General features: G+C 68.2%; 21 protein-coding genes. 9 read left to right on the top strand and 12 right to left on the bottom strand.

The window, feature by feature from the left end:
* Positions 1 to 25: 25 nt before the first annotated feature.
* A complete protein-coding gene (locus tag OHA61_RS11330; RefSeq protein WP_406302982.1) occupies positions 26 to 673 on the bottom strand; it encodes a TetR/AcrR family transcriptional regulator in 648 nt (215 codons plus the stop codon).
* Between the two features lie 194 nt (positions 674 to 867).
* Here OHA61_RS11330 and OHA61_RS11325 point away from each other — a divergent pair, with 194 nt between their 5' ends.
* From OHA61_RS11325 to OHA61_RS11310, 4 genes are all read left to right on the top strand, one after another.
* A complete protein-coding gene (locus OHA61_RS11325) occupies positions 868 to 1,842 on the top strand; it encodes a tetratricopeptide repeat protein (protein ID WP_406302981.1) in 975 nt (324 codons plus the stop codon).
* Between the two features lie 655 nt (positions 1,843 to 2,497).
* On the top strand, positions 2,498 to 3,157 hold the full coding sequence (locus tag OHA61_RS11320) for a DUF6230 family protein (protein ID WP_406302980.1): 660 nt from the start codon (positions 2,498 to 2,500) through the stop codon (positions 3,155 to 3,157).
* Positions 3,158 to 3,254: 97 nt separating this feature from the next.
* Positions 3,255 to 3,812: a DUF6114 domain-containing protein gene (locus tag OHA61_RS11315; protein ID WP_406302979.1), complete on the top strand. Its 558-nt coding sequence runs from the start codon at positions 3,255 to 3,257 to the stop codon at positions 3,810 to 3,812.
* A gap of 97 nt (positions 3,813 to 3,909) precedes the next feature.
* Positions 3,910 to 5,088, top strand: a complete 1,179-nt coding sequence (locus OHA61_RS11310; RefSeq protein WP_406302978.1) for a hypothetical protein — start codon at positions 3,910 to 3,912, stop codon at positions 5,086 to 5,088.
* An 88-nt stretch (positions 5,089 to 5,176) separates the two neighbouring features.
* Here the strand turns inward: OHA61_RS11310 and OHA61_RS11305 are convergent, their stop codons facing one another.
* Together OHA61_RS11305 and OHA61_RS11300 are read right to left on the bottom strand one after the other, a co-directional pair.
* On the bottom strand, positions 5,177 to 5,467 hold the full coding sequence (locus OHA61_RS11305; protein ID WP_406302977.1) for a hypothetical protein: 291 nt from the start codon (positions 5,465 to 5,467) through the stop codon (positions 5,177 to 5,179).
* A 61-nt stretch (positions 5,468 to 5,528) separates the two neighbouring features.
* Positions 5,529 to 6,026 (bottom strand): hypothetical protein, encoded by a 498-nt coding sequence (locus OHA61_RS11300; RefSeq protein ID WP_406302976.1) that lies wholly within the window; start codon positions 6,024 to 6,026, stop codon positions 5,529 to 5,531.
* A gap of 1,154 nt (positions 6,027 to 7,180) precedes the next feature.
* Here OHA61_RS11300 and OHA61_RS11295 point away from each other — a divergent pair.
* Together OHA61_RS11295 and OHA61_RS11290 are read left to right on the top strand one after the other, a co-directional pair.
* On the top strand, positions 7,181 to 11,923 hold the full coding sequence (locus OHA61_RS11295; protein WP_406307319.1) for a ricin-type beta-trefoil lectin domain protein: 4,743 nt from the start codon (positions 7,181 to 7,183) through the stop codon (positions 11,921 to 11,923).
* A 15-nt stretch (positions 11,924 to 11,938) separates the two neighbouring features.
* Entirely contained in the window at positions 11,939 to 12,598 is a 660-nt protein-coding gene (locus OHA61_RS11290; protein WP_406302975.1) for a hypothetical protein, read from the top strand.
* Between the two features lie 303 nt (positions 12,599 to 12,901).
* On the opposite strand, the gene OHA61_RS11285 is transcribed toward OHA61_RS11290, so the two are convergent.
* The 3 genes from OHA61_RS11285 to OHA61_RS11275 form a co-directional block, all read right to left on the bottom strand.
* A complete protein-coding gene (locus OHA61_RS11285; RefSeq protein ID WP_406302974.1) occupies positions 12,902 to 13,177 on the bottom strand; it encodes a DUF397 domain-containing protein in 276 nt (91 codons plus the stop codon).
* Complete coding sequence (locus OHA61_RS11280; protein WP_406307318.1) at positions 13,137 to 13,985, bottom strand: Scr1 family TA system antitoxin-like transcriptional regulator; 849 nt, start codon at positions 13,983 to 13,985, stop codon at positions 13,137 to 13,139. The genes OHA61_RS11285 and OHA61_RS11280 overlap by 41 nt, the downstream gene beginning before the upstream one ends.
* A 317-nt stretch (positions 13,986 to 14,302) precedes the next feature.
* Positions 14,303 to 14,512, bottom strand: a complete 210-nt coding sequence (locus OHA61_RS11275; protein WP_406302973.1) for a hypothetical protein — start codon at positions 14,510 to 14,512, stop codon at positions 14,303 to 14,305.
* A 55-nt stretch (positions 14,513 to 14,567) separates the two neighbouring features.
* On the opposite strand from OHA61_RS11275, the gene OHA61_RS11270 reads away from it, so the two are divergent.
* Positions 14,568 to 14,951, top strand: a complete 384-nt coding sequence (locus OHA61_RS11270; protein ID WP_406302972.1) for a type II toxin-antitoxin system RelE/ParE family toxin — start codon at positions 14,568 to 14,570, stop codon at positions 14,949 to 14,951.
* Entirely contained in the window at positions 14,948 to 15,265 is a 318-nt protein-coding gene (locus tag OHA61_RS11265) for a helix-turn-helix transcriptional regulator (protein ID WP_266487546.1), read from the top strand. Before OHA61_RS11270 ends, OHA61_RS11265 begins: the two co-directional genes overlap by 4 nt.
* A gap of 122 nt (positions 15,266 to 15,387) precedes the next feature.
* Here OHA61_RS11265 and pyk read toward each other — a convergent pair whose 3' ends face one another.
* The 3 genes from pyk to pta form a co-directional block, all read right to left on the bottom strand.
* Entirely contained in the window at positions 15,388 to 16,818 is a 1,431-nt protein-coding gene (gene pyk / locus OHA61_RS11260; protein ID WP_406302971.1) for a pyruvate kinase, read from the bottom strand.
* 74 nt (positions 16,819 to 16,892) lie between these two features.
* Positions 16,893 to 18,119: an acetate kinase gene (locus OHA61_RS11255; RefSeq protein WP_406302970.1), complete on the bottom strand. Its 1,227-nt coding sequence runs from the start codon at positions 18,117 to 18,119 to the stop codon at positions 16,893 to 16,895.
* A complete protein-coding gene (gene pta / locus OHA61_RS11250; protein WP_406302969.1) occupies positions 18,116 to 20,197 on the bottom strand; it encodes a phosphate acetyltransferase in 2,082 nt (693 codons plus the stop codon). The genes OHA61_RS11255 and pta overlap by 4 nt, the downstream gene beginning before the upstream one ends.
* Before the next feature lie 262 nt (positions 20,198 to 20,459).
* On the opposite strand from pta, the gene OHA61_RS11245 reads away from it, so the two are divergent.
* Complete coding sequence (locus OHA61_RS11245) at positions 20,460 to 21,485, top strand: ATP-dependent 6-phosphofructokinase (protein WP_406302968.1); 1,026 nt, start codon at positions 20,460 to 20,462, stop codon at positions 21,483 to 21,485.
* A gap of 70 nt (positions 21,486 to 21,555) precedes the next feature.
* Here the strand turns inward: OHA61_RS11245 and OHA61_RS11240 are convergent, their stop codons facing one another.
* The 3 genes from OHA61_RS11240 to OHA61_RS11230 all read right to left on the bottom strand — a co-directional run bounded on the left by OHA61_RS11240 (position 21,556) and on the right by OHA61_RS11230 (position 24,559).
* Positions 21,556 to 22,194, bottom strand: a complete 639-nt coding sequence (locus tag OHA61_RS11240) for an HAD family acid phosphatase (protein ID WP_406302967.1) — start codon at positions 22,192 to 22,194, stop codon at positions 21,556 to 21,558.
* A 134-nt stretch (positions 22,195 to 22,328) separates the two neighbouring features.
* The gene (locus OHA61_RS11235; protein ID WP_406302966.1) at positions 22,329 to 23,486 is read right to left on the bottom strand and encodes a DUF3103 family protein; all 1,158 of its coding nucleotides are present in this window, start codon (positions 23,484 to 23,486) and stop codon (positions 22,329 to 22,331) included.
* Positions 23,487 to 23,947: 461 nt separating this feature from the next.
* A complete protein-coding gene (locus OHA61_RS11230; protein ID WP_406307317.1) occupies positions 23,948 to 24,559 on the bottom strand; it encodes a helix-turn-helix domain-containing protein in 612 nt (203 codons plus the stop codon).
* Between the last annotated feature and the right edge of the window lie 111 nt (positions 24,560 to 24,670).

The raw sequence follows: 24,670 nt of genomic DNA, 5'->3' as shown, positions 1-24,670 counted from the left end.
GGGCGGGACATCCCGCCCCCCGGCCTCAGCTCTGGAGCGAGGCCAGTCCCGACACCAGCAGCAGCGCGAAGCTGCGTGCCCACTCCTCGTCCACCGGCTCCGCGCTGACCAGCGCCCGGTGCACCACCGCGCCCGCGATCACATCGAAGATCAGGTCGGCGCTGCGGGCCGCCGCCTGTGCGTCCTCCTCGTACGGCAGCTCGCCACGGGCCTGGGCGCGCGCCCTGCCCTCCAGTACCAGACGCTTCTGGCGGTCGACGATCGCCGAGCGGATACGGCCGCGCAGTGCGTCGTCCCGCGTCGACTCCGCGACCACCGCCATCAACGCGGTCTTGGCCTCGGGCCGCGAGAGCAGTGCGGCGAACTGCAGCACCACGCCCTCCACATCGGCCATCAGGCTGCCGAGATCGGGGAGTTCGAGCTCGTCGAAGAGTTCGGCGACCGCGTCGACGACGAGTTCGTTCTTGTTGGTCCAGCGCCGGTAGAGCGTTGTCTTCGCGACCCCCGCGCGATTGGCCACATCGCCCATCGTCAGCTTCGACCAGCCCAGTTCGACCAGCGCCGCGCGGGTCGCTTCGAGGATCGCGGCGTCGGCCTCCGCACTGCGAGGGCGTCCCGTACGACCGGTGCGTACGGTTTTGGGGCGGGTGTGGCTGCACATGACGGCGACCATACCGGCGAGTAAGCAATCTGCTGTGAGGCAGTTCACCGGAGGTTTCTCACACGCCGAGGGCTGGTACAGATACGCTACGGCTCGTAGCGAAAGCCTTGACCGGCTCCAGCGACAACCACGGGCGCGAGTGGGGACCCGCGCCGATCTTCAGGAACGTTTTTCACATGCGCGCGCGGAGGGGGGAGGATGTACTCATGCAGCCTAGGAACATGTCCATGAGCGGCGTCGTCGACCTCGCCGCGGTGAAGGCGGCCGGTGAGGCCAAGGTGAAGGCGGAGCAGGCCCGTGCCGAGTCCGCCCGCCAGGGCGGCGGCGGTGCCGTAGCCCCCTCCAGCCTGGTGATCGACGTCGATGAGGCGGGCTTCGAGCGCGACGTCCTCCAGCGCTCCACCGAAGTCCCGGTCGTCATCGACTTCTGGGCCGAGTGGTGCGAGCCGTGCAAGCAGCTCAGCCCGGTGCTGGAGCGGCTGGCCCAGGAGTACAGCGGCCGGTTCGTCCTCGCCAAGATCGACGTCGACGCCAACCAGATGCTGATGCAGCAGTTCGGGATCCAGGGCATCCCCGCGGTCTTCGCGGTGGTGGCCGGCCAGGCGCTGCCGCTCTTCCAGGGCGCGGCCCCCGAGACACAGATCCGCCAGACGCTGGACCAGCTCATCCAGGTCGCCGAGGAGCGCTTCGGTCTGACGGGCATCACGGTCGACCCCGACGCCTCCCCGGACGAGGAGGCCGCCCCCGCCGCGGTGCCGCAGGGCCCGTACGACGCCGTGCTGGAAGCGGCCGTCCAGGCGCTGGACGCGGGCGACTTCGGCGGCGCGGTCCAGGCGTACAAGAACGTGCTGACCGACGACCCCGGCAACACCGAGGCCAAGCTGGGCCTCGCCCAGGCCGAACTGCTCCGGCGCGTGCAGGACATGGACCAGCACAAGGTCCGCCAGGACGCGGCCGAGAACCCGGCCGACGTGACCGCGCAGATCGCCGCGGCCGACCTGGACCTGGTCGGCGGTCATGTCGAGGACGCGTTCGGCAGGCTGGTCGAGACGGTGCGCCGCACGGCGGGCGAGGACCGGGACACGGTGCGGGTCCGGCTTCTTGAGCTCTTCGAGGTCGTCGGGCCGGATGATCCGCGGGTGACGGCGGCGCGTTCGGCGCTCGCGCGAGTGCTGTTCTGAGCCATGTTTGAAACGCCTGCACGGAACGTGGTGTTCCGCCAGGTCTGACGGTTTTTGCGGCGACGGCGCTGACGAGGCGCCGTCGCCGTTTTGGCGACACAGTGACAAAACACGGCTGCGCTTTACCAAAACTTGGTAAATGGACGAGCTGTTACTCGCAGTAAATCAACCCGCTTGTTCTGTCCGCTTATTGGCGGCTATCTCCCCCTCTGGCTCACCCCCTGGCTGCACCCTGTGTGGCCGGTCGACATCAGCCGGTCGTTGCGTGGTTATCGGGCCGTTACTAGCGGGTAACGAACCCCCTTGTGTCCCGGCCTGGAATGGACAACGATCGGCCACGCTCGGTCCAATACCGCACCAGCCCGGCCCCCAGTCGCGCCGCGGAACTTTGGGTCCCCACCGGGTCGACCGGCGGCAGTGTCGCCGGTCGTGGACAGGGGGGTTCCTGCCGAACGGCAGGGCCTGTCCAGCAGGTTGTGCGTGATCAGTCAGGCGCGACCAGTGGTTGTCGCTCGGGGGTGATCGCCGGTGTTTCGGACGCAGCTCGCGCCTGAAAGTACGGGCGCTCTCCTTCCCGAGGACGTAGCACTTCTCCCACTCCCAGAACGGGCCTGAGGCCCGGACCGGAGATGTACGTCCGAGAAGGAGGAAAGTCATGGAGTCAATGACTCGGGGCGGAACCAGATGGAAGCGGTTCGCCCTCGTCATGGTGCCCAGCGTGGCCGCAACAGCCGCGATAGGCGTCAGCCTGGCACAGGGCGCGCTCGCCGCGTCGTTCGCTGTGTCCGGCCAGGAGTTCAAGGTCACCGCCGGATACCTTGACGGCCATGGATTCGCCCAGTACGGCGGCGTTGACATGGGCTACAAGGACCTGAAGGGCGACGAGAAGACCGCGCACCCCGTCGCGATCTCGTCCTTCCAGAACGCCGAGATCACCGACATGTGCCAGTCGGTCGTCACCGATGTGCCGTTCCTCGGCAAGATCACGATGAGGCTCACGGCGGGTGACCAGGGCACGCCGGTCAAGGCCGACAAGCTCTACCTGGATGTGTCCGATCTGGGCGCGGAAAAGGCCAAGTTCACCAACATCGACATTGGTGTCGCGGCCAAGGACACGGACAACCCGGGCACCGGCAAGGGCCCTGCAGTCAAGGACACGTCCGTCCTGCCGAACGGCTTCGCCCAGCAAGCCGAACGGGCCGAGCTGTCCAACGTCAAGCAGACGGCCTGGGCGACCACTGCCGGCACGTTCGAGCTGAGCGGTCTGCACATGGGCCTGAAGCGAGGCTCCGGCGCCGGAGTCGAGTGCTACTGACGGTCATCCCGTCCGGGCGGGCGGGCAAGGCCTTCACAGCTTCGCCCGCCCGCCCAACTCTTCACACAGCAATGCCAGTTCCAGGGAGCTGTTTTCCATGAGCGCCGAGTCTGCAGTGTCACCGGGGCGGAACGAGCACCGCATCCGTGCCATCCGGCAGGGTTTTCGTACCTGGCGGGGCCAGCGGCCCTTCTGGGCGGGTCTGTTCACCCTGTTCGGCGGAATCCCCATCGCCTACATCCCGTACGCGACCCTCAAGCTCGGTCACATGACGCTCGCGATGCAGACCACCGCGGGCGCCGGCGCACTGATCATCGGCGTACTGCTGATGACGCTGGGCCTCACGATGTGGTTCCACTCCATCGTCCGGGTCTTCGCAGGTGTCGCCACGATTCTGCTGGCACTGGTCTCCATCCCGATCGCCAACATGGGTGGCTTCTTCATCGGCTTCCTGTTCTCCCTCATCGGCGGTGCGCTCTCGCTCTCCTGGGTACCGGGGAAGCCCGTAGCGGAGTCTGCTCCGGTCGAGAACGCGTCGACGCCCGCACCCGACCCCGCCGAGGAACCTGTAGCCGAGCAGCAGTGGGACGACTACGGCGTGGGCGTGCACGAGACCAACATCGAAGTCAACGGCGGGAGGAACAGTGCCGGGTGATGTCACACCGCTGAGCACGGCTGGGAGCGATGGGACGCAGGCCAGAAAGGGGCCGCGGCACGCGGCTCCCCGCAAGCCCCTGCTGACCAAGCTCCAGATGCCGGCCGGCAAGGCGATAGCCCTGGCAGCGATGCCCACCGCCGTCTTTCTCGGCATGGGTCTCACCCCCAAGCTGGCACTCGCCGACGACAAGGACATCCCCTTCGCCCCGGGTCCGTGCGTGACCCGCTCGGACGAGCCGGCGGAGTCCGAGTCGCCCAAGCCGTCGGACTCGGCGGAGCCTTCCGCGTCGCCGTCGGAGAAGCCCGACCCGAGTGCCAGTGAGCCGACGGGCGACAAGCCCGCCGACGAGCCGACGCCGACCCCCTCCGCGTCCGAGTCCCCGGACGCGAAGACGGGTGCGACGGCTCCGGCTCCGACTCCCACGCCGACGCCGAGCGAGACCAAGACGAGGAACCCGCTGGACCCGCTGGGTGTCGGCGACGCGATCAAGGACCTGCTCGACGGGCCCGATCCGGAGCCCACGGCCACCGCGACGCCGAGCGCCCCGGCGACCACCGCGCCCGCCGACGAGCCGACGTCTTCGACGAAGCCGACCACCGAGCCCTCTGCGAAGCCGTCCACCAACCCCGTCGGGAAGGTGGACGACGCGGCGGACACGGCCAAGGACGCCATCAAGGACGCGGCGGACAAGGCCGGAGCGACGACCGAGGAACTGGACGACGCGGTCAAGGGCCTCGACCCCAAGAAGGACGAGGACATCCCGGACGGCGCCAAGCCGCGCTTCCCGTGCCCGACCGCCGACCCGAAGGCGCTCGCCGCCGCGGACCTGGAGCAGGGCATCCCGCTGCTCCCTGACGACCCGTGGATCCTTGAAAGCTCAGTCCTGACCCTGACAGGCCTGGACTACAAGGGCATCGTCGAGGTCAAGACGGGCAGCGGCAAGGTCAAGAAGGTGCTGAAGTTCACGGCTTCGGGCGTCGACATCAAGGACCTCCACCAGCTGGTGGTCGGCCCGAACGGCACGACCGGGCATGTCCAGGCGGGCAAGGGCACCCACTCGACGATCGCCGACGGCACGGTGACGATGTACACGGAGGAGCTGAAGGGCAACCTCTTCGGCCTCATCCCGGTCACGTTCAGCCCGCAGACGCCTCCGCCGCTGAATGTTCCCTTCGCCATCTTCACCAACGTGAAGGTGACGCAGGCGGGCCAGTTCGGCGGGTCGCTGACGGTGCCGGGCCTGCACAGCTACTTCACCGGTGGCAACAGCTAAGACCCGTCCGGGAGCCGCACAAAGGCTGTGGGCCGCACCCCTTGTCGGGGGTGCGGCCCACAGTCGTTTTCGGTCTCCGGCTCGAGGTTCAGTCGCCGACGAAGTACAGGTAACCGGACTTACGGATGGCCAGCCTTGCGGCGTCGAGCACACGCTGAATCACCGGGGTCATCTCCTGCTCCGGAAGACCCTCCAGCTCTTCGACGAACCGATACAACTGGAACGAGTTGAACATCGTGTGCCCGTGGGCCAGGACGCCACTTCGCAGACTGGTGTCCGGCGCCCGGTCGCACATGCGCCTGAAGGAGTCGTCAGGACTGTCCCCGAAGACTTCGATCTGGTCATGCCTGAGATCCCTGACATGGAAGTCGAGGCTCATTCGAGTTCAGTCCTTTCGTGCATCAGACGGGGAACATCCCGGAGCCGTAGGGTCGTTGCGGCTAACTCAGCGAGCTGAGCGCGGTGTTTCTGATGCGCTTGGTTCTGCCCACTTCGGACAACAGCCGCAGAATGTCCGTGTCATCGGAAGCGGCGATGACACGGAGCTGCAGCCAGTCCGACCATTCGTCGATGGCGGCCCGGGCCTCGTGGGCGGTGAGGTTCCGGGATGTGACGGCTTCCAGAACATCGAGCTCCTGCACCCTGCGTACCGAGAAGCCGCGAACTGACGGGTCTAGTGCTTGCACCCAGGCGTTTCGCTCCTCCGGGGCGAGGCGCTCGAGCAATGAGCCAACAACACCTGCCGCAAGGGAGGCATCCCGCTCACAACAGATGGCGCGGAAGAGGATGGGATGCCCCTCCGGGACCGCTGTGACGGCGCGGTAGAGGTCCCAGCGAGCGTGGCCGTCGGTGTAGTCGGTAGCCGGGCTCCTGCCGAGGACTGTTTCCAACTGCCGGAGGGAGCTCAGGAGGAGATCGGTCGGTTCAGGCTCCGCCATTGATCTTTTCCTCCATGGCCTGCTTATCCACCGCTGTGCGCGCGGGCTGAAGCGTCTATGAGTTCAGGGAGCCGGCCGAGCTGAGCGGCTGGACCATCACCGAGAATATCGGCGAGTCGTCGAATGGCTGTTGTCGCTCGCCGACTTCTGACACCCCAACTCTCGTAGTGTGCTTGCACCTTGGAGTGAGTCGAGTCGACGAGCGGCACGGCGACGTCTTTGTCCAGGTCCGCCAGCAATGCGTCGTGATGCTGGTCGGCCACCAAGGTCGGCCGTAAGGCGCCGGGGGCACCATCGCCATCGCTGACTCGCTCTTGGTCGCGAAGTCCCGACGGTCGGGGATCTTCGCTGCCCCACCGTTCCCGGTCCGAGGGCCAGACTTGCGCCGGATGCGCGTACGCGCAGGTATCCCCACGCCACGCCGCACCGAGGACCCCGGCGTGTGCGGCCTGGGCACGCGTCCCGCTGTCGTGGAAGGTTGATTATCAGCCAACTTCCAGGCTGAGAGGCGTCGTCACCTCCACTCCGCCTTCACAGCAGTCACACAGGTAACCCCCGTCATGAGCACGGGATTTGCGCACGCCGGATCGGGCGGACGCCCCTAAGTGCCTCGCGTCATGGGCTCCGGACGCTGAAGTAACCTCTTGCTCTGGGGTGTTGACCTGTGCGTATGGTGATCGCCGCGCGCGCGTGGTGGACCTTGACCGCTCCGCCATGACGCATGCACATCAGCCGGCGGCCGGGGGAACAGAGCCGCCACGGGGAGGGATGGAGTCGTGCCGCGACATCGGCTCACTGCGCACGCCGCCTTGGTCGGCGCATCTTGCTGCCCCCTGTCCCCGCACCGGGACAGCGGGCTCATCCGCGCGCATCGCGTCCACCTCTTCTGACGGGTACCCCCGCCTGCCCTCGCTTCGCTGTGAAGGAATGCCGTTTTGCGCCCCAGACCAGGGTTGTTCAAGCCCAGATCACGAAGATCCGCAATATTCACCCCCGTCATCACGTCCGTCGCCGCCTTGGCCGTCCTCGGTGCCCTGGCTGTCCAGCCCGACCTGCTCGCCCGGTACACCGGACAACGCACTGAGCTGGCGGGCGACTCCGACGACTGGTACGAGGACACGGCCGCCGAGCAGTTGCGGCAGGACCAGTGCCTGATGGCCGATGTTCTGCGCCTGGGCGGGCCGTCCATGGCCACCACCGCGCAGGACGGTCTCAGCCAGCCGCAGGACAAGCTGCATGAGCTGGCGAACCGGCAGCACTGGGAGGACACCCCCCTCGCCCAGGCGTACAAGAAGGACCGGGACGCGGCGTCCAAAGAGATGGACGCCCTCAACGCTCTCCGGGACACCTGGAAGAAGCCGCTCGACGGGCTGGAGACCCCCCGCGGCTTCAGCGAGGTCGGCTTCCACTGGCCGCCCGGTTCGCCGGGTGACGGCAAGGAGAACTTCTACGGTCAGACGGGTCTGACCAAGTGGGTCGCCGACCGGTACTGGAAGAGCGACTTCGACTTCTACGAGGACCCCACCCCCAGGGCCGACGAGCAGACGGTCAAGGCTGTCAAGGATCTCGGCGCGCCGCTCTACGGCAAGGACCCCGACCCGAACCTGCCCGGGTGGGACCGTGCAGTCGATGAGCGGAACGCGTTCGGCTATCTGTCGGGTTCGTCCCTTGAGCCGATGGGTGCGGACAACGCCCGTATCTTCCTCGCCTCCGGCGGCTTCCCCCGCACCGCCCCGCAGCCGGGCACGGCGGAGTACCGCATCGCGGTCGAGGACCTGAAGACCAGGTTCGCATCGTGCGCATGGCGTGACCCGATCGACCCGAACAAGGCGCTGGGCGGGATTGCCGATACTGCCGCCGGGGAGTGGCAGCGGGAGGTCGCCTCCCAGCAGGTGCAGCGCAACCAGATCCTGAACGCCAACAAGGACGCCACCAAGGCTCTCGCCACGGGTGCGAAGTCACTGGGAGACCTCCTGGGGCACTCCTGGGTCGCCGACCACATCGCCCGCTGGCAGGACTACTGGTCCCCGGGCGGGGTGGGCTGGATCGGCGACAGCTATACGACGATCGAGGTGCCGGGCGCGAAGGGCATGTGCCTGGACGTCGCGGGCGGCGGGAAGACCGCCGGCACGCCGGTCCAGGTGTACACCTGCAACGGCGGCGCGGCGCAGGAGTGGATGGTGGAGGGCAGCGAGGACGATCTCCATCTGCGCAACGTCGGCTCGTTCAAGTGCCTGGATGTGGCCGGGAACAAGTCGGCGAACGGCACGAAGATCCAGATCTCGGATTGCTACAACACTCCGGGGCAGTCGTGGAAGGGCGACGTCCGTGCCGCTACGAGCCTGAAGAGCAACACCACTGGCAAGTGCCTGGACTTGAGTGCGTTCACCAAGAGCACGGACGCGCGGCTGTGGGACTGCAAGGACGCAAGTGCGCAGAAGTTCCTGATCAAGCCGACCGGCCACAAGGGCACGGACACCCTGTCGTACCCGGACAAGGCCCAGTTCGACAAGGCGAAGAAGGGCATCACCGACACCCAGGCGGCGGCGAAGAAGCAGCTCGCTGCGATCAAGGCGCAGCTGGAGAACGCCAAGAAGTCGGGCGCCACGTCGGATGCCGCGGAGACGGCCGCATACGGGATCGCGGACGCGGCTGGTGCGCCGCGGGGCCGTGGTCTGCTGGTGGGCCAGCAGAAGGCGCAGGTCACCAAGGGCATCGTGGCGGCGCTGACCGCGATGGTGAAGGCGGGTGAGACGGCGGAGGCCGCGACGCGGGCGTCCGCCGGTGACAGCGACACGATCGCGCAGCGTGCGCTGGCCCAAGCCGCGCAGGTCAACGCCGAGTTCCGCAAGGAAGCCGCGCACACCGCCGAGTTGCAGGCGAAGGCCGCGGCCGATGCGGCGAAGATCCACCGCGACAACGCGAAGAAGGACAAGGAAACCGCGGAGGCCAAGCTCGCCGAAACGGTGAAGGCGGAGGCAGACGCCAAGGCGGCTGCGGCCGACGCGCACGCCAAGCGGCTTGCCGCCGAGGCCGAAGAGGCGACGGCGAAGGCGGAGAAGGAGACCGCCGCGGCCAAGCAGGCCGAGGCGGCTCAGCACAAGCAGAACGCCCAGGCCGAGGCGACGAACGCCAAGGACGCCAAGGAAAAGGCCGAAGCCGCCGAAGCCACCGCGGTCGAGAAGAAAAACGGCGCGGTCAAGGCACGCGACAACGCCCGTGATCTCAACGCCGATGCGTGGGACGCCGCGCAGAAGGCGGACGCCGCCCGCGCCAAGGCGGACGCCAAGGATGCGTACGCCGAGGCCCATGAGTCCGACAGCAACGCCCAGGAGTCCAGGGCGGCAGCGGACGCGGCGGACAAGTACGCGGACGATGCCGAGGCTGCCGCGGGTCGGGCGCGGGGCGAGGCGAATGCCGCGAGCGAGGCGGCGGCCGAGGCGGATGCCGCAGCCACCCGTGCCGAGGCGGCAGCCAAGCGGTCCCGTGCGAACGCGGACGCAGCTCAGGCCGCCAAGCTGAAGGCCGATGCCGCGGTGCGGACCGCGACCAGTGCCGCGGCCGACGCCATCGAGGCGTCCGAGCACGCCTCCGAAGAGGCCAAGGCGGCCGTCAAGCTGGCGGAGGAAGCGGAGAAGCTGGCCAAGACCGCCAAGTCCCAGGCGGACGAGGCATTCAAGGAGGCCGGCAAGGCCCTGGCGGCATCGGCCAAGGCCGCCGGCTTCGCCTACGTCACCGCGCAGGCCGCGGTGGACGCGGGCAACGCCGCTGCGCAGGTCGCCAAGCCGGCGAACGACGCGATCCAGCTCGGCTCCCCGTATGTCACCACCGATTCGGCCGCGAGCCTGGTCGTGCTGACGGGGCAGGCCTCCAAGTCCATCGCCGACCAACAAAAGGCCGTCGCCGACGCCCACGCCAAGAACGCGCAGGCCGAGGCCGCAGCGGCCAAGAACCTCGCCGACCAGGCAACGGGCGACGCGAAGATCGCCTACCAGTACGCGGCCAACGCCGCCGGCCACGCGGCGACCGCCCGTACCTACTCGAAGGAGGCCCTGGGCTACGCGGCCGACGCCGCCGCAGCCGCCTCAAAGGCCTCGGCGTCACTGGCCCGCACCATCGAATACGACCGCCAGGCAACCGAAGACGCCGCCGCCGCCGACAAGGCGGCAGGCCGCGCCGAAGGCTACGCCAAGGACGCACGCGCCTCCGCCGACCAGGCCGCCCTCGACGCCCAGGCTGCCCGTGACGCCGCAGCCGCGGCGGAGCAGTCCGCCAAGGACGCACGGGCAGCCGCGACACGTGCCGACGCGGCCGCCACGGAGGCCGAACAGGCCGCCAAGGACGCACTCAAGTACGCCCAGGAGGCGCAGAAGGCCGCCGAGGAAGCGGCACGCAACGCTGCGAACAAGCAGGTCTCGACCGGTGCGGGAACCGGAGTCGGCGGTACGTGGTACGTCGTCGACGAGGACAGCATCGAGATCACCGACGCCAAGCAGCACGACCCCTGCCTGATCACGATCGGCTTCGAAGGCTGCACCACCACGTTCACGGTCACCTTCAGCGCGGTGGTCGACTTCTTCCTCTGCACTAATCCGGATATCCCGGAGGGCATCAGCTGTCCGTCCGAGGACACGCTGCTCATCGAGAGCAAGCGCATCCCGGGTCTGAAGAAGGACGTCACCCGGTACTTCACCAAGTGGCAGCTCATCGAGATGACGCTCGCCTACCAGGTCATCAAGGCGGTCCTGGTCCAGGACTTTGTCGACTGCTGGCACGGCAGCGCCAGCGGCTGCGCCTGGGCCGCGAGCAACTTCATCCCGGGCAAGGCATTCAGCAAGGTCTTCGAGGGAATCCGGGCCCTGGACGCCGCGATGAAGACCGGTGTCGGTGTCGCCGACGCGTTCAAGGCCCTCAAGGCCCTGGACCTGGACCCCGCGACCCTCGCCAAAATCTCGCAGCAGGTGAACATCTACGAGGACGCGTTCACGGCCTGTACGCGCAACAGCTTCCCCGCCACGACCCCGGTGCTGATGGCGGACGGTTCACACCGGCCCATCAGCCAGGTGGGCGTGGGTGACCTCGTCCAGGCCACGGATCCGGATTCCGGCAAGCTGCTGGCCCGAAAGGTCACCGACACCTTTCAGCACGACACCCAGCGCCTGGTGGACCTCACAGTCGCCGGCGGCGGCACGCTGACCAGCACCGCGGGCCACAAGTTCTACGTCGTGGACCGAGGATGGACGCTGGTCTCCGACCTGCGCGTCGGCGACCGACTGCGCACCCCGGACGGCTCCGTCCGCGCGCTGACGGCACTCCGCGACCGCTCGGGCCTGGCTCCGCGCATCGTCTACGACCTCACGGTCGACGACCTGCGCACATTCTTCGTGCGCACATCGGGTCAGCAGCCTGACGATGTGCTCGTCCACAACTGCCTGAACATCGTGGGCGATGAAGGCAGGGAAGGCGCACACACCATCACGGACCATGTGAACATCAGCGGGCAGAGGCTGCAGGACAAGCTCGCAAGGGATGGCGTTGTGTCGGTCTGGAACGATCAGGCCACCGCAATGCGTGCCACCAACGAGGCCTTTCAGCAGTGGCTCAGGCGCAGCCCGAAGAACGGGGAGAAGCTTGCGAAGTGGATCACCGCACAGCGGAAGAAGCCAAAGGGACAGATCTTCGACCCCCGCGTCGACCTCTTCCCCATCAACTGGACGCTGCGGGGCGAGGGTTCGCTCGGCAAGGTCTACCGTTCGGGGGCCGCGGCGCCGACCGATGCGGGTAGCGAGGTGATCATCAGGATCAAGGCGGTGCGAGGAAAGGGCAACACGCACCCAGGGGACGAGGCCACGGGCGTCCCGGACAACTTCGTTATCTTCACCAGCTACCCGAAGTAGGAAAGAGAAGCAAGCATGGCGCAGCCACACCGGCACCTCGGTGTCGACATCGGGCTCAGCGGGCTGATCAAATGGATCCGCTACCCCTTGGTCAACAGTGAGGCCGCGGGCCTGGAGGTCGTCGGGAGCATCGCTGACCAGTTCGAAGGGGCGTTCGCCCACCAGCTTCTGCGGGACTGTCTCGTGCTCCTGGACTCACCTCTGTCCAGTCGGGATGTCGAGATCCTGTGGCTGGCGGGGACGTTCCGGGAATTCGACCTGGAACGCCTCGGGATCGACGGTCGGGTGTGGCTGCGCCGGATCGCTGACATCTGCACCGGCAGGATCCGGCGTGACGATCCGTCCTTCTCGCTCCTCACTGCCACACCTGCAGTGGACGAGGCGACGAAGGAGGCGGTCCGAGCCGAAGTGAGATCGGTCGGATCTGCCCTCGAGCAGGCGACAGCGCACCACTCCTACAACCCGCTTGCCGGTGTCGTCCCGGCTCTGGAACAGGTGGTGGACATCGACCCGGATCTCGCCTTCCGGCTGTTGCTAAGGGCGGTGAAGGCGTACTCAGTACCGATCAGCGAGGCCCGCTACGAGCGCTATCTGGCGCTCGGGGACGCCCTCGGCCTTGGTGAGGACGTCGTCGACGACACGGATTTCAACGTCTGGACGGACCTGGTGGACTAATGGCGCCCTGATACGGCAGCGACGTTTGATTCGGGACAGACAAACACGGGCGCCCCTCGCCAAGAGGGGCGCCCGTCGTCATGGAGCACAGGACCCGATTGCGGCTTCTCGTCGACGAAGGGCCTTCACGGGCCACGCTTACGAGCGACCTCCGTCCCGTCTGCACCGGCCCCGACGGAGTTGGCGAGGGCGGTTCTGCCCGAGGTCCGGCAGAACCGCCCCGGCGCTGACGGCGCTGGGGAAGGCTTTGCACTACAGGGAAGTCGTCGTGCGCGAAATCAAGTACCGCGTAGACACGATCAGTTAGAGACCGCCCTCGGTGGCGGCTCTGACGAACGCCGCGAAGGAGGCGGGCGGGACGGTGAAGGCGGGGCCCTCGGGGTTCTTGGAGTCGCGGACGGCGATACGGCAGGGCTGGGCGGCGACCTCGATGCACTCGTCGCCAGTGCCTCCGCTGTACGTCGACTTACGCCAGGCGGCGAGGCCGAGAGGTGCGCACTCGACGCAGTCGCCACCCGTGCCTCCGCTGTAGCTGGACTTACGCCACAGCGCTCCGTTCAGGTGCTGGCCGTTCCCCATAACGTTCCTCCCGTACGCGGGCGATCAGTGCCGCCGAGTCCTCCACGGAGAGGGCCGCAGCCTGCAAATGATCGTAACGGTGGGCACAGTCCCTGGCGGTCTCCGGGTTGGCGGTCACGTGAGCCGAGCCGTAGCTCTCGGTGTAGACGATGTCCGGGTCTCCGTCGAACCTCAGAACGTTGAACGACCCTACCGTTGCCGGGTGTTGACCGGCGTCGAACGGGAGCACCTGGATACGGACCGCACGCTGATCCCGGAAGCCCAACAAGTGGAGCAGTTGATTGCGCATGGTGTCCCGGCTGCCGAACGGCCGGTGCAGCACCGCTTCGTCCAGCACCACCCAGGCCAGCGGCGGACGCTCTCGGTTCAGGATGCGCTGGCGTTCCATTCGCGCGGCCACCGCTTCGTCGAGCCGGTCCGACCACCCGGCCTGGAGCACGGCACGCGCATAGTCGGGCGTCTGCAGCAGTCCGTAGACCAACTGCGCCTGATACGTGGAGATGTACGCCGCCCGCGCCTCCATCTCCGCGTACGCCTGGAACCAGCTCGGTAACTGGCTGCGCAGCACCAGCCCCACCAGCCGTGAGAACACCCCGCCCGTCCCCAGCGCCGCGTCCACCCGTTCCGAGAAGTCCCGCGTCGGAACCTTCCTCGCCGTCTCGATCTGGCCGATGAGCGACGCCGTACAGAAGACGCTCACGCCCAGCTCGCCCTGCTTCAGCCCGGCGTCCTCTCTCAGGCGGCGCAGTTCGGAGCCGTAGTAGTCAAGCGGCGATGCGCTGGGATCAAGGTCGCGGATATTGACCATGCTGGCCGTCACCCCCAAGCTCACGCCTCGTGGCGTTCGTTCCGTTCGTAGCCGAGGGTAACCGGGCCACCGCACTCCGGTGGCACTTTGGGCAAGTCCCGGGCTGGCGCACTGCCGTGCTGCTGGAAGACGCGCTACGCCTGCCCCCATCGTGTTGACCGCCCGGACGGAGTTGGCGAATGCGGTCCTGTCGGAGGTCCTGCAGGTCGCCCCGGAGCTGACGGACAGGACCTACTTGTCGCCCGCAGCGACCGCATACAAAGGGCGGCTCCCGTGTGTCTCCACCCCGGGCCACCCCCCTCGTCCGCGCGCGTGCGTCAGGCGCGCGACTCCCCGCCCAAGTGGTGCACCCGCACGATGTTCCTCGTGCCCGAGATGCCTGGAGCCGAGCCCGGCTTGATGATCACGACGTCGCCCTCGTTGTGCCGCGAGGAGGTGCCGACGAGGCCCTGGGCGCCATGCCGCTCGTCAACGAGGCGCAGCCATTTGCACCCGTTCAGGGAGTCATCGGTGACACTGCTTCTCATTGGCGGGCAGTACGTCAAGGTGCTAGTATGTGTACGTACTGCAACGTGGGCTGTCATGCCGTGGCACCTTGAGATGGCCGGAGAAGTCCGGGACTGGCTGCACAAGCTGAGAAAGGACGACCGCGACTCCGCGCGATTGGTGGGTCTGGCTATCCAGGCTCTGGTTGAGGAGGGGCCCGACTTGGGTCGTCCGCTGGTCGACCGCATCAAGGGTTCCGCTCTGCATAATTTGAAGGAGTTGCGCCCTGGTTCGTCCGGGGCGAGCGAGATCAGGGTGCTGTTCGTCTTCGACCCTCAACGCAGTGCCGTTCTGTTGGTGGCCGGAGACAAGGCAGGGCAGTGGTCCGAGTGGTACCGCCGCTCGATCCCCGCAGCCGAGGCACGATATGCCGCATGGTTGGATCACCTGGCCCGACGGCAGAAGGAGGCACAGGAATGACCACCTTCCACTCCTGGGACGACGTCAAGCGTGAGGTCTTCGACGCTGAGGACCTTGATGCGATCGCTGCCGGAGCTCAGCGCATGGTGGCTGAAGCTCGCGCGCACCGGCTGGCCGAGATGCGGAAGCAACTCGGCCTCACGCAGAGCGAGGTAGCGGCTCGGATGCATGTGCGACAGGAGCGGGTGTCGGCGATCGAACGAGGGAATACAAAAGCGGCGGAAGTCGGAACGATCGCCGCCTACGTCGCTGCACTCGGGGGCCGGCTGGAGATCGTCGCGAACTTCGACGGCACCCGCGTGGTTGTCGCCTGAGGCCGGAGAGTCGAGTACCCCTGGTCGGGTGAGGTCGACCAGCCCCGCCCGTCGGCAAAGCCCGAGGGCGGTACCCCGGCCACTCCGGGGTACCGCCCTGGCCATCTCGCAGGCGCAGGGGACTACTTCGCGTCCACCCCGCCCAAGTGGTGCACCCGCACCATGTTCGTCGTCCCCGGCACCCCCGGCGGGGAGCCCGCCGTGATGATCATGATGTCGCCCTCGTTGTACCGGTGGAGCTTCAGCAGTGCCGCGTCCACCAGGTCGACCATCGCGTCCGTCGTCTCCACGAACGGTGCCAGGAAGGACTCCACGCCCCAGCTCAGCGTCAGCTGGTTGCGCGTCGAGGCGTCCGTCGTGAAGGCCAGGATCTGCTGTTCCGCGCGGTAGCGGGACAGCCGGCGGGCGGTGTCGCCGGACTGGGTGAAGGCCACCAGGGACTTGGCGCCCAGGAAGTCCGCGATCTCGCAGGCCGCGCGGGCCACCGAACCGCCCTGAGTGCGGGGCTTCTTGCCCGGGACCAAGGGCTGGAGGCCCTTCGACAGGAGCTCTTCCTCCGCCGCGACGACGATCTTCGACATCGTCTTGACCGTCTCGATCGGGTACGCGCCGACCGAGGACTCGGCCGACAGCATGACCGCGTCCGCCCCGTCCAGGATCGCGTTCGCGACGTCTGACGCCTCGGCGCGCGTCGGGCGGGAGTTGGTGATCATCGACTCCATCATCTGGGTCGCCACGATCACCGGCTTGGCGTTGCGGCGGCACAGTTCGATGAGGCGCTTCTGCACCATCGGGACCCGCTCAAGCGGGTACTCGACGGCCAGGTCGCCGCGCGCCACCATCACGCCGTCGAACGCCATCACGACGTCCGCCATGTTCTCGACGGCCTGCGGCTTCTCGACCTTGGCGATGACCGGGACCCTGCGGCCCTCCTCGTCCATCACCTTGTGGACGTCCTTGACGTCGCTCGCGTCCCGTACGAAGGACAGCGCCACCAGGTCGCAGCCCATACGGAGCGCGAAGCGCAGGTCCTCGACGTCCTTCTCCGAGAGCGCCGGGACGTTGACCGCCGCGCCGGGCAGGTTGATGCCCTTGTGGTCGGAGATGACGCCGCCCTCGACGACGATCGTCTTGACCTGGGGGGCCGCGACCTCGACGACCCGCAGCTCGACGTTGCCGTCGTTGATCAGGATCTGGTCGCCCTTGGACACATCGCCCGGCAGGCCCTTGTAGGTGGTGCCGCAGATCGACTTGTCGCCGGCGACATCCTCGGTGGTGATGGTGAATTCGTCGCCGCGGACCAGTTCGACCGGCCCCTCGGCGAAGGTTTCCAGACGGATCTTGGGGCCCTGGAGGTCGGCGAGTACGCCAACCGCGTGGCCGGTGTCCTCGGACGCCTTGCGCACGCGGTGGTACCGCTCCTCGTGCTCAGCGTGGGTCCCGTGGCTCATGTTGAATCGGGCCACGTTCATGCCGGCCTCGATGAGCGCTTTCAGCTGCTCGTAGGAGTCGACGGCGGGGCCCAGTGTGCAAACGATTTTGGAACGGCGCATAAGGCGGATCCTATCGGTTTGTTTCGACGCGGAATATTCCGTCTGGTGGAATGTACAAATGGGCGGTGTTCCGCTCAGGCGTTGCCCTCGGCGGAAACGCCTGTGACCAGTGCAAATGTCTGCCGGGCGATCTCCAGCTCCTCATCGGTCGGGACCACAGCCACCACAACTCGGGCATACGGCGCCGAAATAATTCGCGCCTCGTCCGAGCGGGCGGCGTTCAGCTCGGCGTCCAGCACGAGTCCCAGCTCCTCCAGACCCGCGACGGCAGCCTCGCGCACCGGCGCCGCGTTCTCGCCGACCCCGGCCGTGAACGCGATCGCGTCCACCCGGCCGAGTACCGCGTAATAGGCGCCTATGTACTTCTTCAGTCGGTGAATGTAGATGTCGAAGGCCAGCCGCGCGCGCTCGTCGCCCCCCTCGATCCGGCGGCGGATCTCCCGCATGTCGTTGTCGCCGCACAGACCCACCAAACCGCTTCTCTTGTTGAGCAGTTCGTCGATGTCGTCGACCGACATTCCCGCGACCCGCTTGAGGTGGAACGTAACCGCGGGGTCAATGTCACCGGAGCGGGTGCCCATCACCAGGCCCTCCAGTGGTGTCAGCCCCATCGAGGTGTCCACGCACCGGCCGCCCGCCACCGCCGAGGCGGACGCGCCGTTGCCCAGGTGCAGCACGATGACGTTCACCTCGGAGGGGTCCTTGCCCAGCAGCGCCGCCGTCCTGCGCGAGACGTACGCGTGCGAGGTGCCGTGGAAGCCGTAGCGGCGGATCTTGTGGGCGTCCGCCGTCTCCACGTCGATCGCGTAGCGCGCCGCCGACTCCGGCATCGTCGTGTGGAAGGCGGTGTCGAAGACCGCGACCTGCGGCAGGTCCGGTCGCAGCGCCTGGGCGGTGCGGATTCCGGTGATGTTGGCCGGGTTGTGCAGCGGTGCCACCGGGACCAGCCGCTCGATCTCCGCCATCACCTCGTCGGTGATCACGGTCGGCGCGGTGAACTTCAGGCCGCCGTGGACCACCCGGTGGCCGATCGCCGCCAGCTCGGGGGAGTCCAGGCCGAGCCCGTCCTGTGCCAGCTCGTCGGCGAGAGCCTTCAGCGCCGTGTCGTGGTCGGCGATCGGGCCGCTGCGCTCGCGCCTCTCGGCGCCGCCGCCGAGCGGGGTGTGCACCAGACGCGAGGTCTCCTCACCGATCCGCTCGACGAGCCCGACCGCCAGGCGCGAGCTGTCCCGCATGTCGAGCAGCTGGTACTTCACCGACGAGGAGCCGGAGTTGAGGACGAGAACGCGGGTGGCGGTCATGCCGGGAGCTCCTGACCCTGGGACTGGATGGCGGTGATGGCGACCGTGTTCACGATGTCGCTGACGAGCGCGCCGCGCGACAGATCGTTCACCGGCTTGCGCAGACCCTGCAGCACAGGACCGACGGCCACGGCGCCGGCCGAGCGCTGCACGGCCTTGTAGGTGTTGTTGCCCGTGTTGAGGTCCGGGAAGATCAGCACCGTCGCCCGGCCCGCCACCTCGGACTCCGGCAGCTTCGTCGCCGCGACGGACGGCTCGACCGCCGCGTCGTACTGGATCGGTCCCTCGATCCGCAGATCCGGACGCGCCTCGCGCACCAGCTTGGTCGCATCCCGCACCTTGTCGACGTCCGCGCCCGACCCGGAGGTGCCCGTGGAGTACGACAGCATCGCGATCCGCGGCTCCACGCCGAAGCGGGCCGCCGTCACCGCCGACTGGATCGCGATGTCCGCGAGCTGCTCGGCGTCCGGGTCCGGGTTGACCGCGCAGTCGCCGTAGACCAGAACCCTGTCGGCCAGGCACATGAAGAAGACGGAGGAGACGATCGAGGCGTCCGGCTTGGTCTTGATGATCTCAAAGGCCGGGCGGATCGTCGCCGCCGTGGAGTGCACCGAGCCCGACACCATGCCGTCGGCCAGACCCTCCTCGACCATCAGCGTCCCGAAGTAGTTCACGTCCGCCACCGCGTCGAATGCCAGATCCACCGTCATGCCCTTGTGGGCCCTCAGCTGCGCGTACCGCTCGGCGAAGCTCTGGCGCAGCTCGGAGGTGGCCGGGTCGATCAGCTGGGTGGTGCTCAGGTCGATGCCCAGGTCGGCGGCCTTCTTGCGGATGACCTCGGTGTCGCCGAGCAGGGTCAGGTCGCAGACGTCCCTGCGCACGAGGACGTCGGCGGCGCGCAGCACCCGCTCCTCGGTGCCCTCGGGCAGGACGACACGGCGGCGGTCGGCGCGGGCCTGCTCCAGGAGGTCGTGCTCGAACATCATCGGGGTGACGCGGCCGCTGCGGGCCACCGACATACGGGCCAGGAGGTCGCCGGTGTCGACATGTCGCTCGAAGAGGCCGAGCGCGGTTTCGGCCTTGCGGGGCGTGGAGGCGTTCAACTTGCCTTCGAGGCCGAACAGTTCGGCCGCCGTCGGGAAGCTCATGCCGGGCACCAGGACGACGGGGGTGCCGGGCGCGAGCCGGGAGGCCAGCGTGAGGATCTCCTCGCTCGGGCGCTCGTTCAGCGTCAGCAGTACGCCCGCGATGGGCGGGGTGCCGGCGGAGTGCGCGGCCAGCGCGCCCACCACCAGATCGGCGCGGTCGCCGGGGGTGACCACCATGCAGCCGGGGGTCAGGGCCCGCAGGAAGTTCGGCAGCATCGCACCGCCGAAGACGAAGTCGAGTGCGTCCCTGGCCAGACCGGCGTCGTCGCCGAGGAGGACGGTGGCGCCGAGCCCGTGGGTGATCTGGGCGACCGTGGGGGCCGCGAGCGCCGGCTCGTCGGGAAGGATGTAACAGGGAACGGGGAGGCGGGCCGCCAGCCGCTCGGCTATGGACTCGCGATCGTCGGGCGGGACCCGGTTGACGACCATCGCAAGGACATCGCAGCCCAGGGCCTCGTACGCGCGGTAGGCATTGCGGGTCTCGGCCCGTACCAACTCGGCGGTCTGGCCCTTGCCGCCGACCACCGGGATCACCGAGGCGCCGAACTCGTTCGCGAGCCGGGCATTGAGCGCCAGCTCGTCGGGGAGCTGGGTGCCCGCGTAGTCCGTGCCGAGGACGAGCACGACCTCGTAAGCGCGTGCCACCTCGTGGAAGCGCTCGACGAGCCGGGAGACCAGCTCGTCGGTGCCCTGCTCGGCCTGCAGCGCGGAGGCCTCGTGGTAGTCCATTCCGTATACGGACGCGGGGTCCTGCGAGAGCCGGTAACGGGCGCGCAGGAGGTCGAAGAGGCGGTCCGGACGGTCGTGCAGCAGTGGGCGGAAGACGCCCACCCGGTCCACCTGGCGGGTCAGGAGCTCCATGACTCCCAGCTCCACGACCTGCCGGCCGTCCGAGCGGTCGATCCCGGTCACGTACACGCTGCGCGTCACGCGTGCTCTCCCGTCCATGCTGTCGCGTATGAGACGTACGAAAGGTGGTACCTACAAAAAAGCCGCTCAGGGCGGCCTTGCCCTCTTGACAATACCTCCGGCGGTAGGTAGGGCGCCCGCCGGGCAAGGGTCGGTCGACACGCCCGCGAGCGGGGTCCGAGTGCCATGCGGCTGAGTAGCTGGGAGCGCGGGGTTCCCGGCGCGCGTGGAACAATCGAACCTGGGCTCACGTGTATCACTGACGAGCAGGAGACACAGCACGATGCGTATCGGAGTACTGACCGCAGGCGGCGACTGCCCGGGCCTGAACGCAGTGATCCGGTCGGTTGTGCACCGTGCTCTGACCGGCCACGGCGATGAAGTCATCGGTTTCGAGGACGGGTTCAAGGGTCTCCTCGACGGTCACTACCGCCCGCTCGACCTCAACGCCGTCAGCGGCATCCTCGCCCGCGGCGGCACGATCCTCGGCTCCGCCCGCCTGGAGCGCGGCCGGCTGCGTGAAGCCGCCGAGAACGCCGCGGAGTTGGCGAAGCAGTACGGCATCGACGCGCTCATCCCGATCGGCGGCGAGGGCACGCTCACCGCGTCCCGGATGCTCGCCGAGGCGGGCATGCCGGTGGTCGGAGTGCCCAAGACCATCGACAACGACATCTCCTCCACCGACCGCACCTTCGGCTTCGACACCGCCGTCACGGTCGCCACCGAGGCCATCGACCGGCTGAAGACCACCGCCGAGTCGCACCAGCGCGTGATGGTCGTCGAGGTGATGGGGCGGCACGCGGGCTGGATCGCGCTGGAGTCCGGCATGGCGGGCGGCGCGCACGGTATCTGTCTGCCGGAGCGGCACTTCCACGTCGAGGACATCGTGAAGATGGTCGAGGAGCGTTTCTCGCGCGGCAAGAAGTTCGCGGTGATCTGCGTCGCGGAGGGCGCGCACCCGGCCGAGGGCTCGATGGCCTACGAGAAGGGCGAGATCGACCAGTACGGCCATGAGCGCTTCCAGGGCATCGGCAACCGCCTCGCGGCGGAGCTGGAGCGCCGGCTGGGCAAGGAGGCCAAGCCGGTCATCCTCGGGCATGTGCAGCGCGGCGGCACGCCCACCGCGTACGACAGGGTGCTCGCCACGCGCTTCGGCTGGCATGCGGTGGAGGCCGTGCACAGCGGTGAGTTCGGCATGATGACGGCGCTTCGCGGCACGGACGTGGAGACGGTGCCGCTGGCGCAGGCGGTCACCCAGCTGAAGACCGTGCCACAGAACCGTATGTACGAGGCGGAGTCGGTCTTCTGAACCGGTGAACGGGCCGTCCGCCGACCGCGGTTGGAGCACGGTCGGCGGACGTGTTCGCCGGTCTTCCGGGTCAGGACAGCTTGCCGTCGTAGTCCGGCAGCTTGAACGTCCGCTCGGCGTGACCGCCGACCAGGTCGCCCGGCTTGTTGCCGACATTGGCGATGATCGTGTAGCCCTTGGCCTCGATCTCCGCCCGCTTCTCGGTCTTGTACGCGCTGACCTCGCCGAACAGGTCGGGCAGGTCGCGTACGTACAGGCCGTCGACCGGGTAGCCGACCTTCTTGAGGTTGTAGGAGGTGAGCGAGTAGATGATGCCGGGGCGGGCCGTGACGAAGAAGATGTCCACGCCGCGGGAGTCGGCGTAACGGACCAGGTCGAGCACCGGCTTGATCGCGGGGGTCGGGTACTCCCAGAAGTAGTGGAAGTCCGTCTCCAGCGAGGAGTTGTCGATGTCCAGGACCATCGCGAGCCGCTGTCCCGAGGCACCGGCAGTGCGCTGCTCGATGTAGGGGCGGGCGGTGGCGACGACCGCGGAGACGTCGCGCTGCCAGGTCGCGTAGTCGACGTCGGCGAGGAACGTACGGCTGGTGCTCGTCTGCTGCGAGGTGAGGGTGGGGGTCGCGGCGTTCGCTGTGCCGGTCACGGACGTGGTGAGGGCGAGCGCGGCGACCGTCACCGCCGCCCGGGTGGTCCATCTGCGTGCATGCATGGGGGGTTCACTCCTGAGTCCGGATCCGGGCGCGGAAGCGCCAGGGCCTCGGCATGATCGCGGCTGACAGTGGACGGAACGATGCGTTCCGGCTACCGGTTAGTAGCTTCGTTGTGACGGAAGCGGGTACGAGGTCAGAACTGCTCGACGAAATACGGCTCGACGGTCATCCAGCCATTGCCCGAGGCGCCGTTGCGGCGGCCCTGGTCCTGCTTGGACAGGGAGTACCAGGAGTCCACATAGTCCGGGTCGTCCGTGTACCAGGAGTCCGGAATGGCCGCGAGTACCGCGTCCACCAGGGGCGCGTACACGCCCTGGTCGGTGAGGGTCAGCAGCGCGGTCGCGATGGCTTGGGCCAGAGCCTTGTAGTTCGTGTCGCCGTCGTCCTCCATCAGGACCACGTCGGCGAGGTTGTACTTGTAGTTGAACCACTTCACGAGGACCTGGTTCGGGTAGTACGTCTTGCCGTCGTCGTCGAGATACGGCATCTGCACCGTGTCCACGCGCGGGACGCCGTCCTGTCCCCAGCCGGTGACGATGGCGTACGTCTCGGCCCCGCCCTTGAACCACGGCTCCTGGTCGTCGGCCACGCCGATGGACGTGATCTTCGACGTCCAGACGCCGCTCGCGGCCGCCCCGGACGTGCCCTGTGCGATGGGCTTCTGCAGGGCCGGAACTGCCAGGCCCGCCTTCGCCAGCTCCCGGTCGAGGATGTCCAGGCCGGCCGCGAGAGCCTTGGACGTATCGATGTCGATGAGATACACGGGCCGGTCCGGCGTCCTGTTCGCATCGAGCTTGTGCCGGCGGCCGGCGCCGTCGTAGGCGGTGACCGACGAGCGGTCGTCGTCCTGCGCGGCGGCCGCCACCAGCGGCTTCACGCCTTTCGCGAGGCCGGCGCGCATCGAGGGGTCGGCGAGCCTGATCCGGAGCAGCGAGCCCGTGCCCGCTCCCAGGCCCTTGGCCGCGGCAAGATCCTTGTTGGCCTCGGCCACGGCGCTCTCCATGCGCCGGCCGGCGGGTGCGTCGGCCCGTCGGCTCAGTTCGAGCAGGTCGACGGCTGTGGAGCGAAGAGAGGCGGTACGCAACTGGGCACTCCAGGGCGCGTCGCCCAGCGAGGCCGCGGTCTTGCGGGCCAGGGCGTCCTGGATCTTCTCGGCCGTGGAGTGGGAGGTGGAGGGGGACCCGGCGCTGCTCGCGGCGGACGCCTGAGCGGTGGTGACCGGCAGGGCGACTAACGCGAGGGCGGCACAGGCCAGGCCCGCGAGGGCTCGGTGAGTTCTTGGAATGCTCATGAGGGTGAGGCCTCCTGTGATGACGCTGCCTTGGGGGTCTCCCAGGGCGTGGCGGCTGGGTCGACGCGCGTAACATCCGGCGCGCGCCCCCGATATCGTCATCACGACGGGACTCGCGGGTAATGAGTGAATCCTCCACTGCTGGAGCCCGAAGAACGGATGTCATATCCCTGGCGCTTTGGCTTGATCCGTGATCCGACGGGCCGTCAGTCTTGCGAGGATGCCGGGTCGGAGGTGCGCCTGCGGCGGGCTTTCACCCCGCCCCGCCCTCCCCCAGACTCCGTCCGGGGGGACCCCCAACCTCCTGCGCCTCAAACGCCGGACGGGCTGGAATGTGCGGCTCGGCCGCACATTTCAGCCCGTCCGGCGTTTGAGGACACGCGCGAAGCGCGTACGGGGGTCTGGGGGCTTGCCCCCAGTTCGGGAAGGGGCGGGGTGGGGAACAGCCCCGCCGCAGGCGACTACGCCCGCGCCAAGTCCCAGAAGTGGTCCACTATCCGGTCCAGGAAGTCCCGCCCCGGCTCCCCCGTGTCGTGCGTCGTCGCGCCCCACGCGAGCGTCGCCACCATCCGGGACTGGTATGCGGAGTGCAATTCCTCGAGCACCCCCTCAAGGTGCTCCCGCCGCATCGGCAGCATCTTGCCCACCGGGCGTACGTACGCCTGCCAGCGTGCCTTCACCGCGTCCCGCAGCAGTTCCGCGAGGTCCGTGTCCCGGCCGGTCGCCGTGAGGAGTTCGCGGGGGCCGAGGTCGAGCACCTCGGAGAGCGCCGCGGTCTGGCGCTCGTTGCCGCGCCAGCGGCCCGAGTCCTCCATCCGCAGATACGAGCCCGCGTCCATGCCGACGAGGCGCGCGAGTTCCTCGGCGGCGAGGCTGCGCGCCATCCGGTGCTCGCGCAGGGTGGTCGCCTCGGTGAGCAGATCGTGCGGCGCGCACCACAACACCCCTGCGAGCGCGGTCAGTTCGCGTGTGCCGGGGCTGGCGAGCCCCCGCTCCCACTGGACCACGACGTCGGGCGAGACATGGATCCCGTACTGGGCGCGAAGGCCGTACGCGACGTGGCCGGGGGCCATGCCGAGGGCTTCGCGCAGCCGGCGCGCGGCGGGGGCGTTGAAGGGCGGGGACGCGTTATGGTGCACGCCGACACGCTAGGGGGCCGGAGGGGGCGGCGACTACGGTGCGTT

It is taken from the genome of Streptomyces sp. NBC_00885 (assembly GCF_045207475.1).
In the GTDB taxonomy this organism is placed as follows: domain Bacteria; phylum Actinomycetota; class Actinomycetes; order Streptomycetales; family Streptomycetaceae; genus Streptomyces.
This window is presented reverse-complemented; position numbering and strand designations above follow the sequence as displayed.

Excerpts from the sequence above, each read along its gene's own strand:
- OHA61_RS11300 (WP_406302976.1), bottom strand. The coding sequence starts at position 6,026 with ATGGCGGAGCCTGAACCGACCGATCTCCTCCTGAGCTCCCTCCGGCAG.
- OHA61_RS11240 (WP_406302967.1), bottom strand. The coding sequence starts at position 22,194 with ATGCATGCACGCAGATGGACCACCCGGGCGGCGGTGACGGTCGCCGCG.
- OHA61_RS11275 (WP_406302973.1), bottom strand. The coding sequence starts at position 14,512 with ATGAGAAGCAGTGTCACCGATGACTCCCTGAACGGGTGCAAATGGCTG.
- OHA61_RS11310 (WP_406302978.1), top strand. The coding sequence starts at position 3,910 with ATGCCGGCCGGCAAGGCGATAGCCCTGGCAGCGATGCCCACCGCCGTC.
- pyk (WP_406302971.1), bottom strand. The coding sequence starts at position 16,818 with ATGCGCCGTTCCAAAATCGTTTGCACACTGGGCCCCGCCGTCGACTCC.
- OHA61_RS11265 (WP_266487546.1), top strand. The coding sequence starts at position 14,948 with ATGACCACCTTCCACTCCTGGGACGACGTCAAGCGTGAGGTCTTCGAC.
- OHA61_RS11280 (WP_406307318.1), bottom strand. The coding sequence starts at position 13,985 with ATGGTCAATATCCGCGACCTTGATCCCAGCGCATCGCCGCTTGACTAC.
- OHA61_RS11285 (WP_406302974.1), bottom strand. The coding sequence starts at position 13,177 with ATGGGGAACGGCCAGCACCTGAACGGAGCGCTGTGGCGTAAGTCCAGC.
- OHA61_RS11230 (WP_406307317.1), bottom strand. The coding sequence starts at position 24,559 with ATGGCCCCCGGCCACGTCGCGTACGGCCTTCGCGCCCAGTACGGGATC.
- OHA61_RS11270 (WP_406302972.1), top strand. The coding sequence starts at position 14,568 with ATGCCGTGGCACCTTGAGATGGCCGGAGAAGTCCGGGACTGGCTGCAC.
- OHA61_RS11290 (WP_406302975.1), top strand. The coding sequence starts at position 11,939 with ATGGCGCAGCCACACCGGCACCTCGGTGTCGACATCGGGCTCAGCGGG.
- OHA61_RS11295 (WP_406307319.1), top strand. The coding sequence starts at position 7,181 with ATGGCCGATGTTCTGCGCCTGGGCGGGCCGTCCATGGCCACCACCGCG.
- OHA61_RS11325 (WP_406302981.1), top strand. The coding sequence starts at position 868 with ATGCAGCCTAGGAACATGTCCATGAGCGGCGTCGTCGACCTCGCCGCG.
- OHA61_RS11330 (WP_406302982.1), bottom strand. The coding sequence starts at position 673 with ATGGTCGCCGTCATGTGCAGCCACACCCGCCCCAAAACCGTACGCACC.
- OHA61_RS11320 (WP_406302980.1), top strand. The coding sequence starts at position 2,498 with ATGGAGTCAATGACTCGGGGCGGAACCAGATGGAAGCGGTTCGCCCTC.
- OHA61_RS11235 (WP_406302966.1), bottom strand. The coding sequence starts at position 23,486 with ATGAGCATTCCAAGAACTCACCGAGCCCTCGCGGGCCTGGCCTGTGCC.
- OHA61_RS11255 (WP_406302970.1), bottom strand. The coding sequence starts at position 18,119 with ATGACCGCCACCCGCGTTCTCGTCCTCAACTCCGGCTCCTCGTCGGTG.
- OHA61_RS11305 (WP_406302977.1), bottom strand. The coding sequence starts at position 5,467 with ATGAGCCTCGACTTCCATGTCAGGGATCTCAGGCATGACCAGATCGAA.
- OHA61_RS11245 (WP_406302968.1), top strand. The coding sequence starts at position 20,460 with ATGCGTATCGGAGTACTGACCGCAGGCGGCGACTGCCCGGGCCTGAAC.
- OHA61_RS11315 (WP_406302979.1), top strand. The coding sequence starts at position 3,255 with ATGAGCGCCGAGTCTGCAGTGTCACCGGGGCGGAACGAGCACCGCATC.